General features: G+C 40.5%; 14 protein-coding genes. 12 read left to right on the top strand and 2 right to left on the bottom strand.

Annotated features, from left to right (window positions below):
• Positions 1-32: 32 nt before the first annotated feature.
• Complete coding sequence (locus tag VEB00_14955) at positions 33-248, top strand: copper ion binding protein (GenBank protein HYF84317.1); 216 nt, start codon at positions 33-35, stop codon at positions 246-248.
• A gap of 17 nt (positions 249-265) precedes the next feature.
• Entirely contained in the window at positions 266-592 is a 327-nt protein-coding gene (locus VEB00_14950) for a metal-sensitive transcriptional regulator (protein HYF84316.1), read from the top strand.
• A 34-nt stretch (positions 593-626) separates the two neighbouring features.
• Here VEB00_14950 and VEB00_14945 read toward each other — a convergent pair whose 3' ends face one another.
• A complete protein-coding gene (locus VEB00_14945) occupies positions 627-1,421 on the bottom strand; it encodes a nitroreductase family protein (protein HYF84315.1) in 795 nt (264 codons plus the stop codon).
• Positions 1,422-1,724: 303 nt separating this feature from the next.
• Here VEB00_14945 and VEB00_14940 point away from each other — a divergent pair, with 303 nt between their 5' ends.
• The 7 genes from VEB00_14940 to VEB00_14910 all read left to right on the top strand — a co-directional run bounded on the left by VEB00_14940 (position 1,725) and on the right by VEB00_14910 (position 8,994).
• Positions 1,725-2,588: a class I mannose-6-phosphate isomerase gene (locus tag VEB00_14940; GenBank protein ID HYF84314.1), complete on the top strand. Its 864-nt coding sequence runs from the start codon at positions 1,725-1,727 to the stop codon at positions 2,586-2,588.
• Positions 2,589-2,652: 64 nt separating this feature from the next.
• Positions 2,653-2,931, top strand: a complete 279-nt coding sequence (locus tag VEB00_14935) for a hypothetical protein (protein ID HYF84313.1) — start codon at positions 2,653-2,655, stop codon at positions 2,929-2,931.
• A 242-nt stretch (positions 2,932-3,173) separates the two neighbouring features.
• Positions 3,174-4,775 carry a methyl-accepting chemotaxis protein gene (locus VEB00_14930; GenBank protein ID HYF84312.1) on the top strand — a complete coding sequence of 534 codons (1,602 nt, stop codon included), beginning with the start codon at positions 3,174-3,176 and terminating at the stop codon, positions 4,773-4,775.
• 142 nt (positions 4,776-4,917) lie between these two features.
• Positions 4,918-7,203, top strand: a complete 2,286-nt coding sequence (helD, locus tag VEB00_14925; GenBank protein ID HYF84311.1) for an RNA polymerase recycling motor HelD — start codon at positions 4,918-4,920, stop codon at positions 7,201-7,203.
• A 30-nt stretch (positions 7,204-7,233) separates the two neighbouring features.
• The gene (locus tag VEB00_14920; protein ID HYF84310.1) at positions 7,234-7,671 is read left to right on the top strand and encodes a GNAT family N-acetyltransferase; all 438 of its coding nucleotides are present in this window, start codon (positions 7,234-7,236) and stop codon (positions 7,669-7,671) included.
• A gap of 93 nt (positions 7,672-7,764) precedes the next feature.
• Positions 7,765-8,058, top strand: a complete 294-nt coding sequence (locus tag VEB00_14915; protein ID HYF84309.1) for a hypothetical protein — start codon at positions 7,765-7,767, stop codon at positions 8,056-8,058.
• Positions 8,059-8,172: 114 nt separating this feature from the next.
• Positions 8,173-8,994: a nitroreductase family protein gene (locus VEB00_14910; protein HYF84308.1), complete on the top strand. Its 822-nt coding sequence runs from the start codon at positions 8,173-8,175 to the stop codon at positions 8,992-8,994.
• Between the two features lie 244 nt (positions 8,995-9,238).
• Here the strand turns inward: VEB00_14910 and VEB00_14905 are convergent, their stop codons facing one another.
• Complete coding sequence (locus VEB00_14905) at positions 9,239-10,309, bottom strand: FAD:protein FMN transferase (protein HYF84307.1); 1,071 nt, start codon at positions 10,307-10,309, stop codon at positions 9,239-9,241.
• A 350-nt stretch (positions 10,310-10,659) separates the two neighbouring features.
• On the opposite strand from VEB00_14905, the gene VEB00_14900 reads away from it, so the two are divergent.
• The 3 genes from VEB00_14900 to VEB00_14890 all read left to right on the top strand — a co-directional run bounded on the left by VEB00_14900 (position 10,660) and on the right by VEB00_14890 (position 12,637).
• The gene (locus tag VEB00_14900; protein ID HYF84306.1) at positions 10,660-11,043 is read left to right on the top strand and encodes a NusG domain II-containing protein; all 384 of its coding nucleotides are present in this window, start codon (positions 10,660-10,662) and stop codon (positions 11,041-11,043) included.
• Positions 11,044-11,166: 123 nt separating this feature from the next.
• Positions 11,167-11,694 (top strand): Gx transporter family protein, encoded by a 528-nt coding sequence (locus VEB00_14895; GenBank protein HYF84305.1) that lies wholly within the window; start codon positions 11,167-11,169, stop codon positions 11,692-11,694.
• Positions 11,684-12,637, top strand: coding sequence for a polyprenyl synthetase family protein (locus VEB00_14890; GenBank protein HYF84304.1), 954 nt, complete (start codon positions 11,684-11,686; stop codon positions 12,635-12,637). Before VEB00_14895 ends, VEB00_14890 begins: the two co-directional genes overlap by 11 nt.
• The last annotated feature ends 183 nt before the right edge of the window (positions 12,638-12,820 follow it).

Here is a 12,820-nt window from a genome sequence, read left to right as displayed (position 1 = left end):
TATAATTAAAAGTTTAAGAAGGAGGAATAAAAATGAAAAAGAAGATTAATATCGAAGGTATGAGCTGTATGCACTGTGTAAAGCATGTGGAGGAGGCTCTTAAAGAAGTGGCGGGAGTCATCAAGGTGACGGTAGACCTGAACGGGAAGAATGCAGTTGTTGAGCTGGATGGCGATGTACAAGATTCACAACTGTCAGAGGTTATTCAAGAAGTAGGTTATGATGTAAATGGGATAACTAACCTTTAATTAAGGGAGGATATTACATGGATGAGGAGAAGAAGGATTGCAGCAGCTGTGAAGATGAAAGTGGATATAAGATGTCCGCTCGCACGCAGAAAATGAGATCCTCTCTGGTGGCAAGACTGAACCGTATCGAGGGACAGGTAAGAGGCATTAAAGGTATGGTGGAGAAGGATATTTACTGCGATGACATATTGAACCAGATAGCAGCTGTACAATCGGCTATGAAGTCAGTGAGCAGGCTGATACTTGAGAGCCACATGAAGGGATGCCTGGTCAATAGGATTCAGGCAGGAGAAACCGAAGTAGTCGATGAGCTTCTGGAAACCATTGAAAAAATGATGAGATGAAAAGACCGGCGGTATAATTTAAACCGCCGGTCTTTTAGACTTCAATAATAGTTGTCAAATATTCATACTCCTTGCTTACAGCAGAGGGATCCTTTGTAAAGCGTATGTTTCTGGAAAAATGCCGGGCAGCAACCATCGCATGGCACAGGGCGATTCCGACATCTATAAAATTGAAGGGATCCAGGAAACGTCTTATTAGGAAATTGCCCGACTTTACAGAGTACACATGGACTGTGCCCTCTTTAAAAGCAAATTGCCAGGGCTGGGTATTTACTGCTGAAGGTGCAAGCCTTATTGCACTAATTATCCGACTCCAGGTTATATCCATAGCGCCAGAGGTTATTTCCGACACGTCCTTTCTTTTTGCCTCAGAGGAACTCCGCCTGAATGGGGATTTGCCCTTTTCAGGATATCCGAAGGCTATCATAAGCTGCGGTACCTGACCTTCAGGCACATCTATCGTATCTCTCATCTGGTTGTTCTTTATATTTCCACCAAGCCAGCAGGTTGCAAGTCCCATAGTAGTAAGCCTAAGCACCACTCCCTGCAAGGTATATCCGATATTCAGGAGGTAACCCTCTTTTTCCTCTGAAGTAATAATAAGGTAGTAAGGAGCCTTTACCTTACCATATCCACCTATAATACCTGGTAAGAGCTGGTGTATTTTCTGACCGTTTTCTATCAGGTGGATTCCCAAATTTATGTTATTATAAAGCCTTTCGGCAGTATCAACAACACCCCTTACAGCTTGAAGCTGCTCATCTGTCAGACTCTGGTCGGAGTATTTCCTTGTGGACTTTCTATATATAATTGCGTCATATAATTCCATAAGATACCCTCCTATACATTTCGCGAAAAACAATTTATATTCTTCATTCCAATGGAGCGTAAATGTTTCCTTAATCAGTCCATTCAGTGAAGCTATGCTTCACTGCTGATATATATAGGATACTAATTAGGTTGAAATGAGTCAATGCTTGTTCATATCCCCACCAATACAATTCATCGATAAATAAAATCTGTGTCATAGGCATTGTATTCTGATATTAAAGGGTTTCACATTTTCTTGTACTTTAATAGATTGTAGTAAGGGACCTTTAGCCCGCATTTAGTTCTGTTGGGAGGAGGAAATGTGAGACCATATAAGACAAATCCTGTGATTGTAGAAAGGGTTTGGGGGGGAAGCAGATTATGTGGATACAATAAGAGTATTCAAGGAAGCACAATCGGAGAAAGCTGGGAGACGGGGTCTCTTGAAGGGGACACTCCTGTCCTTATCAAGCTCATAGATGCCAGGGAGACTCTGTCGGTGCAAGTGCATCCTGATGACGAATTCGCATTTAAGATTGAAAATGAGAAGAACGGCAAGAGTGAAGCTTGGGTAGTGTTGGAGTGTTCAGAGGATGCCTTTATAATATATGGGTTCAACAGGCCTGTTGAGAAGGCAGAAATCATGAGCCTTCTGGGAAAAGGGTCAATAGCTGAGGTACTGAATTATGTAAAGGTTAGAAAGGGAGATTGCATATATATACCGGCAGGTACGGTGCACAGCCTGGGCAAAGGGATACTTGCATATGAGGTTCAGCAGCCCTCTGACTTGACCTACAGAATCTATGATTGGGACAGAAAAGATCTGCAGGGGAAAAGCAGGGAACTGCATGTAGATAAAGCTGCAGAGGCTATCAATTACTCTGCCAAACTGCCCCAAATCACCAATATATATAATTCATTAAAGGATAACTTTATTAATATAATCAATTGCAAGCATTTTGAGAGCAGCTATAGATGCTTGAAGCATAAAGAATTTCAAAGCTATGAACCAGGCAGGTTCAGGGCGTTCACTACCATATCCGGCTCTGTTGTGCTAAGATTTGAGGATTCTCTAATACTGGCTCATAAGGGCGATACTATCATAATACCGGAGGAGTATGACAGAACTGTAAGTATTGAGGGTTTGGAAGCTGCGGAATATATTGTTACCGCATGCAATATTTGATATATGATATAATATTATTAAATATAGCATGGATAGTTTTTGAGATTGACACCAGATGATGCACATGGTAGGATTATTTTACCCGAAGTTGCTGCTGGAGTCAGGTTCCAGACAAACAGAGGCTCTTCAAGTAATTGAAAGGGGTGGCAATATGATTGCAAGTATTAAACTGGATAATAGTGAAGTAAAGCAGGTAAAGCAAATAGTCAGTTTCTTTAAGAAAAACACAAAAATCAGGTATAACAAAAAGTTGACAGGAAAGGTCAGGCTATATATAAGTGATAAGAACTCAATGAAAAGTGTGAATGATATATTGTCACTTTATGAAAACAGCCTCAACTAGAAATCTAGCCAATTCCAGTCTGGAGAAAAGCTTTGCAAAGGCATCTCCGGACTGGAATTTATTGTTTTTGCAGATTGCCATGTTGAATGTTGCATTATTGTGGAATATTTAATTGATTATTTGAACTATTTGTAATATTATTAAATTAGTTTAAGTGATGCTAATAGTGACTTTCGTTGTAATTTAATAGAACTGCAGCTAGCTCATACTCAAGACAAATCAAGAATGAGGGAGTGGTTTGGATGACAGGTTTATTATCAGGTTATATTCTAATTAACGTTGTTCTTGGAGCTGCGCTTTTCATGATGCGCAGCAATGAATTAGCGGCTGCTGTGCTAATTGCACTTATGATTGCTTCGGGAGCTGGTTTTCTAGTATGGCTGAACAGTGCTGCGGGAAAGATCAAAAATAATATTGAAGTAATAAACAAAGGACAGTTGAACCAAAACATCAAGAAAACACGCATCAAGATGTTGGACCGTCTGTCATCCAGGATAAATGACTTTTTGTTTAAAATCAGAGGGCTAATCGCTTCTTTCGGAGATGTATCCAAGAGAGTAATGAAGGATGCCCATGAGGTTGAGAAGCAGGCAGAGACAATCAAATATGCAGCTGGGGAAATAGCCTCGACGATACAAAGTATTGCAGAGTCTGTAAGCAATCAGGCAGCATACACTCAAAACATGATGGATATGATACAGAGCTTTGCACGAGATGCCAAGGATATCAGCGAAAACGCAGAGACAAGCCTTAACGTTGCAAAAGAAACAAAAGGAACCATAGAGGACAGCTTTGGCAAATTTACAGATATAAGGTCCAAAATAGAAGAGTCTAAAGAATACAATAAAAAGGTGCTCACAGCTTTGGGCAGCCTGGATGATAAGATAAGAGCCATAGATTCAATAACAGAAGCAGTAGAAGGAATCGCAGCCCAGACTCAACTTCTGGCTTTGAATGCCGCTATAGAAGCGGCCAGAGCGGGTGAGGCCGGCAGGGGGTTTGCGGTGGTTGCCGGTGAGGTAGGAAAACTTGCTGATGACTCTTCTCAGTCTGCAAAGGAAATCAAGCAGCTGGTCGATGGCATAACAGGACAGATAAGTGAACTGTCTCTCCATATAAAGGAGGAAGCGGATGCTATTGATAAGAATCTGCTATATGCAACAGAGGTATTGAAGAAATCCGACGTAATAAATGATACACTGACCGGAAACATGCATGCTGCAGAGAAAATAACAGTGCTTACCAAAGAGCAGATAAAGAACATTGACAGCATTGAAAGAGAAATAGAAAAGATAAACGACATAACACAGCAAAGTGCGGCGGTATCGGAGGAAATAGGCGCATCAACACAGGAGCAGCTGGCAACTATTGAATCGGTGCACGGGCATATTGTAAAGCTCCTGGAGAGGCTTGAAGAATCTGATGCAATTGTGGGAAATTTCATGAAGGGCTTTGAGGTTACTGGGGCAATCAAAGGGAAAATCAGTAAAGCTCAAGCATTGCTCAACGAAATGGTACAAAAGGAAAACCTGCTTGTTATGAACGAGAAAACAGCAGAGAAGTATCTTAAAGAGCAGCAGAAGAAATCTGAATATATAGAACTTATGGCAATTATTGACGGCAATGGCTATCTTACAGCAGCAACTGTTGAAGTTCCTGATAATTTCAGGGATTGCAGCGCAAAGCCTTATTTTACAAGGGCTGCCCTGGGGGAAACCGTTGTATCGGAGGAATATATCTCAGTTGTTTCTAACAACTACAATATATCAGTGTCCATGCCCATTCAAAAGGACGGAGTATTTAAAGGGGTTGTAATGGCAGATATAAATATTAATGAAAATTAATGCAATGAAAATAGGTTTTGAATAGTTAAAAGCAAGGGATTACAAATTAGAGAGAGGTTACGTTGTCAGACGATAACCTCTTTCTAATTTGTGTTGACTACAGCTGAAATTACGATTAGAATCCATTTATGGAGGTGTTGCCATGGCTGCCGAAAAGCATCCGCAGTATAAAGAAGAAAAGCTTAGGCTGGAAACAACTCTTGGCTATGTGGAAAAGAGCATAGCGGGAATGTCAGAGAAAAAGGGAAAGCTTGAAAACGATATAGATAGGAATAAAAGGCATGGTACTGGTGATAACAGTCAGCAGTACATTGATCTTATGATTAACTCGATGCTGCAGGAGAGAGCTGCATTAAGGCTCAGAAATCTGATGAGTGCAAGGAGCCGGCCTTATTTTGCCAGAATTGACTTCCATGAGGATGAAAAAGTAAAAGCGGAGAACTTATATATAGGGAAAATGGCACTTATACGGGATGAGGATCAAGAGCTTATCATTGTTGACTGGAGGGCGCCAATAGCCAATTTATACTACGAAGGGCGTTTGGGGGATGCGAGCTACCAGAGCCCTGGCGGGAATATAAACGGAAGGCTGCTGCTAAAAAGGCAGTTTTCCATTGAAGAGGGCAAGCTAAGGGAGATATTTGACATAGACATTACCACAAATGATGAATTTCTTCAGGCATCCTTGGGTGCCAATGCCGACAGCAGGCTGAAGGAAATCGTATCAACCATACAGGAGGAGCAGAACCGTGTTATAAGAGCTGATATGTGGAAGCCCCTGATTGTCCAGGGAGCAGCCGGAAGCGGGAAAACCACCATAGCCCTCCATAGGATAGCTTACCTGATATATACATACGAAAAGACTTTCATGCCGGACAACTTTATGATTATTGCACCTACTAAATTCTTCCTGAATTACATATCTGACGTTTTGCCGGAGCTGGGGGTGGAGAAGACAAAGCAGACCACCTTCGAGGAATTTGCAGCAAACATAATTGGACAGAAGTTCAAAGTAAGAGATGCCAACGAAAAGCTATTAAGCTTTATTATAAACAACCCAAGTCCGGAACAGAAGGAGCGGAACAGACTCCTGCGGCAGGAGTCGGAGTTTAAAAGCTCCATGACCTTCAGAGATGTGCTGGATGATTATATAACTGCAGCAGAACAGGATTTCATACCTAAAGAGGACTTTAGGCTGCTGACGAAGGTCATATACAGCTATGAAGAAATAAATAAACTCTTCAGTATAGATTACAGGAAACAGCCCTTTGTGAAAAGGATAGAGGAAATAAAGAAACACCTTGCAAACAGACTGAAAGCTAAAAAGCAGGCAATTCTCCAGGAAGCCCAATCAGCATGTGATAAGAGGATAGTCCGTGCAAAGCTGGTTCTTGAGGAGGGAGAAGAGCGGCAGAAGGTAATTACTGAGCTTATCGACAAGAAAAATGAGTTCATTGGGAGAGTTGAGCAGTACTGTAAAGGTGCTGTAAAAGAATATGTGAATAAAATCTCCAGACTCAACCCGTATGAATATTACAAAGATTTTGTGTCTAATGAGGAATTGTTTCACAGCCTGGTGGATGCGGTAATAGGCAGGGAAGCAGCAGGTTTTATCAGGGAGAGCACTATTCTGAATTTGAAATCAGAAAGTATTGATATTGAAGATATGGCACCTATAATATATCTGAAGTATAAAATCCATGGAGTAGACGAAAAGCTTCCCGTTAAACATATAGTAATAGACGAAGCGCAGGATTTCAGCGTATTCCAGCTTTATGTACTGAAAAGCATAATTAGGGACAGTTCCTTTACGATACTTGGTGATTTAGCCCAGGGGATACATTCCTATAGGGGAATAAAGGACTGGGGGGATGTGGATGAGCATGTTTTCGAGGGCAGGTGCGGCAAGCTTGTGCTGGAGCAGAGTTATAGGACAACTGTAGAGATTATGGAGGCTGCCAACAAGGTTATTGCTAATTTAAAAAATGAGAATTTGATTCCTGCCAGACCGGTTATAAGACATGGAGGCGAAGTAGAGGTAATAGAGAAGCAAAGTCGACATGATATTGCTTCTGATATATGGGAGAAAATCAAGGAGCTAAAAAAGCAGAAGTTCAAGTCTATAGCAATCATATGCAAGACTGCGGATACCTGCGGCGAACTGCGCAAGGGCTTCAGGGCAGGAAAGGATGCTCCGCGGATAATCACAGAAAAGGACAGGGAGTACAAGAGTGGGGTAGTCATTGTTCCCGCACACTTGTCAAAGGGCTTGGAGTTTGATGTGGTGTTCATTGCGGATGCAGAGACTGAAAGCTATGGGGACAGCGAACTGGATATCAAGCTGCTGTATGTGGCGATGACAAGGCCTCTGCATAGACTTTATATATATCACTGCGGCACTCCCAGTAAGCTGATTGAGAAGTTATAAGACAATTATTCTAAAGGAGGGGTATAGATTATGGAACAGACCTACGGGAAATATCTGATAAGTACTGAGAAATCACTTCTGTCAGTAGATACTGTTTATGATTTTCTGGTCAACAAAGCATATTGGGCAAAATACAGAACGAAGGAACAGATAGAAAAGTCTATAAAAAACTCTCTGTGCTTTGGAGTGTACGATGCAGGAAGACAGGTGGGTTTTGCAAGAGCTGTTACAGACTATTCTGTGATGTACTGGCTGTGTGATGTTTTTGTGGATGAGGAATACAGAGGGCAGGGTATCGGTAAGTTCCTGGTGGAATTTATTGTGAATCACCCGGATTTAATGCACTTAAACGGAACCTTGTGTACCAAGGATGCTCAGGGATTATACCAAAGGTATGGATTTGTAGTGCCGTCGCCTGAAACGAATACATATATGGCAAAGAGAAGAGTGCCACTGTCCCCGGCTTGATTGGCCGGGTTTTTCATATTTGCCTGCATTAAAAAAGCTGTATATGCCAGAATATATGAGAAAACAAAATCATTAATGCAGGAAGGTAGAAGAATGTACAAATATGTTGATGGATTAAAGGCTATGGCTGAAGCAGGGGACGAGGATGCAGGGTCTAAATATGAGAAAATCATGGAATGCCTTAAGTCAATGGATGATGATAGGGTAGCCAACTGCATAATACTTATGAAGCAGTATATCCCTGAGCTTTGGAACCAGAGCGCACTGCTTCTTAAGAAATATATAGTGGATGAGTCCAGAGGTCTTGAATTTCTGAGCAAGGATGAAAAAGAGCTTATAGTATTTTTAAGGGAGTACCTCAAGGATCAAGAGGATAACAGCCACTAAGAAAGGCAATGGGCTATAGGCAATAGATTGAGACGGTAAAATGAAGGACTTCCGGAACATTTCTAGAAATATACAGTAAAATGACTTATTTATGGAAATGCGATGGGGGTACTTATGATAACAATTGACAGTTCCAAGTGTGTAAGATGCGGTGACTGTAGAAGTATATGCCATGCATCTGCGATTTCTAATGGCAGTGAAAGTATAGAGATAGATTACAAGCTGTGCAGCACATGCTGCCAGTGTATAGCTTGCTGCCCGACGGGCGCGTTGTCCTGGAATGGTATTAAATCGAGAAAGATAATAAGGGAGCTGCTCCCTGAAGATGAAAGCCTAACTGAGCTTCTCAAAGCACGGCATTCCATAAGAAGCTTCAAGGATAAGCCCGTCGAGACGGAGAAGCTGGAGAAGATCTGCGCTGCTGCAAAGCTGGCTCCTACGAACAACTATGATATTGAGCTTATTGTAGTACGGGATGTGGAGAAAATGGCAAAGCTGGAAGAGATAAACCTTTCCTATATTAAAAGAATGGATGGGCTTATATACAAGAACCCTCTGGTATTCAATATTCTTAAGCTATTTAAAACAGCAGCGAATGACACTGATAGAGAAAAGATAAAAAGGGTATTGGAGAGAGGAAATATATTTCAAAAGGCGCCTGTACTGATAATACTGACTGCAGACCCCAAAATCCATTATACCGAGCAGAGCTGCCAGTATGCCATGTACAATATGATGCTGACGGCACAAACAATGGGTTTGGGTTCTTGCATATCCGGGGCGGGGAAAATGATATTAGCCAGGAGTAAAAAAGCAGAAGAATTATTAGAGATGCCAAAAGGTAAGAAAATTCAGGGCATACTGTTTATGGGATACCCTGCGGTAAGCTTTACGAAAACGGTGGAAGGCAATCTGCCAAAGGTAAAATGGATATAAATGAGTGCAATTTATAACTTTTAGGCAAGAAATACAATCCCTGCCTCATATATTTAACTAAAGCATTTAACGAAGAAGTAATAACGTATATATTTGCGGTAGATAATTAGGGGGGATTGTGTTGAGAAAGCAGCTGCTGCTTCTTTTCGTTTTGCTTGTTCTTTTTATACTTGTTGTTACTATGCCTGATATAAGGATTGGATATTAAAGAAAAAATCTGGAGCAGATATTCTGCTCCAGATTTTTAATTAGCTAGATTAAAATCAGGATTAGTGATTATAAAGTCTTTCTTTAGACCTGAAGTAACATAAACCTTTTTGTCTGAGGTCACAAATATGGCTTCTGTATTTTCGAGACTTTCGATAAGCTTAATGCCTTCCTCAAGCCCTATTAGCAGTGTGGTAGTGGACAGCCCATCTCCGTCTATGGATTTGTCAGTTATAATTGATACACTGTACAAATTATTGTCAGTAGGATAGCCGGTTGTTGTGTCCAAAATATGATGGTATTTCTTACCGTTCTCTTCAAAGAATCTTTCGTAGGTGCCTGAGGTCACTACAGTCCAGTTCGTTATAGGGACTATACCAAGGAAATCACCTCTTGGGTTGAAGGGGTCCTGAATTCCGATTTTCCATGGGTTGCCATTTGGATTCCCACCCACGGTCATAACGTTTCCACCGAGGTTTATAATGGCATGCTCTACCCCATTCTCCTTGAGGACTCTGGCAACTTCATCAGCAGTATAGCCCTTTGCAATAGCACCCAAATCCACTTTCATATTCGGGGTTTCAAGTTTGGCGGTAAGGTTTTCCTTGTTAAGGATCAGTTTGTTATAATCTATCAGCTTCACAGCTTCTGCCAGCTCATCTTTATCAGGTACCGCTGCAGACTCGGTACCAATATTCCAAAGCTTAACTATTGGGCCTACAGTTATATCAAACTTTCCATCGGATCGCTCAGAATACTGCTTCCCTTTTTCCACCACTAAGAAGGTGTCGGGGCTAAGCTTCACTTCGTTTACGCCTGAAGCATTATTGAGAGCAATGATTTCACTGGTTTCAGCGTTATTAATAGTCATTTTACTCTCTATTTCAGCTATTCTGGCAAAGGCCTTATCCAGTATTGTTGTGTCGCTCTTATCATATATGGTTATGTCAATAACTGTTCCCAGCATATAATCAGTTCTGGATATAGGCTCTCCTTTTGCTGCGGGAGCAGGAGCGGGAGTGGAAGCTGGTGTCTGACATCCAGCCAATGCGAATGTAGTTATTAAGGCTATGGTAGTAACGAGAAGCATTTTTCTTTTTAGAATCAAAATAGGGCACCTCCATTAAATAGATGATAATCTACAGTAATATTACAAAATGCGATATTAAATTTACATATCTAATTCTATATGATACATTAATATCAATGCAACAAAAATTTAATAATGATAATTAAATTCATTTCAAAAGGAAGTCTGTCATATGCTTATATGGGTGCAATTGGATTTAATTACAGTATATATTCTGTTATGAAAAATAATTAAATCCATACTATTACTATAGGCTTTTTTTGTTGTATAATATACAATTGTAGTGTATTTGAGTGATAAGGAAACGTTTTGCGAAACCTAAGCCGGTAATGAAATTTTTTTCGCAAAACTAATGGACGGGGGATATAATGAAGCTAAAAAAAGGCGATTTGATCATCGTAATAATACTAGCTGTCGCGGCAATTTCATGGTTTTGGATTAACAATATGAGTGAGTCGAAAGATGAGAGACAGATTGTGGTAGAAACAAACGGGAATTTTTATAAATCGATTCCTATAGAAGCAGGAATGAAGAAGCAGAAGGTCCATATAGACTTTGAAGATGGAAAATACATTGATATCCTAATTGATGAAAATGGTGCCTATGTTAAAGATGTAATATGTCCGGACAAGGTGTGCCAGAAGACAGGAGTGGTGAACAAAGTTGGACAGAGCATAGTATGCCTGCCTAACAAAGTTGCTGTCTACGTTGAGGGAAAGACAGAATCTGAAGTTGATGATATTTCATTTTGATATGTATAAATCGCCGTGACAGATTATAAGATTATATGCGATTTATGACAAGCAAGGAAAACATTTGCATATTTTGAATTAAGCATAATGTATTGGTGTGAAATGTTTAGTGAGGAGAATAGTATGAGTAGGACAAAAAAAATGGTGTTGCTGGGCATTCTGGTTTCACAAGCATTAATACTTCATATAATTGAGAGAATGATTCCTGTACCGATTCCTGTCCCAGGGATAAAGCTTGGTCTGGCGAACGCAATTTCGCTTGTGACAATCATATTGTTCGGACCTAAGGAAGCTCTTATGGTTGTGGGTATGAGAACCCTTCTGGGGTCTGTATTTGGCGGCGGAGTATCTGGTTTCATATACAGCTTCATAGGAGGTTCGATAAGCACGCTGGCAATGGCAGTGATGTATAAAAATTTCAGGAACCTTTTCAGTCTGCCTGTGATAAGTGTAGTGGGCGCTGTGTTTCACAACATTGGACAAATATTGGTAGCCAGCCTTATAGTACAGAATATGAAGCTATTTTACTACTTACCCCTTTTATTGGTTTCAGCAGTGATTACAGGATTATTTATAGGATTCGCAGTACAATATACCATGAGACCAATGAGACACATACTTGGAATAGGAAGTGATGGAAATGTGGAATGATAATGAATTTTTAAGAAAAGAGCTGGAATCTGTAGAAGATACAATAAAGAAGTCTTTGAGAACAAGAAATAAAACGGTCAAAGAAGCGTTGGTGGAGTTTGTAAACAGCGGAGGCAAAAGACTTAGGCCTGCTTTTACAATACTTGGCGGAACCTTTGGTGAATATCATAGCAATACTATTGTGAAAGTAGCTGCAGCTCTGGAAATAATCCACATGGCCACTCTCATACATGATGACATAATAGATGATGCAAAGCTCAGGAGAGGAAAGGAAACAGTACACTCGGTACTGGGCAAAGATGTAGCTGTATACAGCGGAGATTTTCTGCTTACCCGTGGCTTCATGCTGGTAGCTGATTATTCGGATATGGATATGCTAAGACAGGTGGCAAAAGCTTCGGCATATATCTGTGATAGTGAAATATCCCAAAATGAGCAGAGATTTGATACTGATGTAAGTGTTAAACAGTATCTCAAAAGGATTGGCGGAAAAACCGCCGCTTTATTTGCAATAAGCCTGTATATGGGCGCTTATAAGGCGGGATGTCCCAAGAAGCTTGTGAATAAGCTGGGGGTGTTGGGCAATAATATTGGTATGGCCTTCCAGATTATTGATGACATTCTGGATTTAACCGGCAATGCGGCAAAGGTGGGCAAACCATTGCTAAATGATGCCGCACAGGGAGTATATACTTTGCCGATAATATATGCACTTCGTTCAGAATATAAAAAGCAGGTTTTGGAAGCCTTAAGCAGAATACGCAAGGATAATGGATTATCACTGTATGCAGTCATGGATGCCTCAAAGGCTATTGAAAGGTCAAAGAACCTTGCTGAGAAATATATAAGTAAAGCCTTGAAAAGTGCCAAGGAGTTGCCTGATTCGATGGGAAAAGAAATAATAATAGAAATAATTAACGACCAACTTGAAAGAAAATTCTAATCGCTTTCGTCTATATATACTGTTGTCATTGGGTGTATTGCTATGCAACGCACCCATATTGTTTTTCAGCGGGTGTTTAAATAGGACAATTATACCAGTTGTGAAAACTGCTGAAGATATATTGAATGATGGCAGGAATTGTATCATAATTATAATGGATATATATATTGAACGCACAAAAGT

It is taken from the genome of Clostridia bacterium (assembly GCA_035628995.1).
In the GTDB taxonomy this organism is placed as follows: Bacteria; Bacillota; Clostridia; order Lutisporales; family Lutisporaceae; genus BRH-c25.
This window is presented reverse-complemented; position numbering and strand designations above follow the sequence as displayed.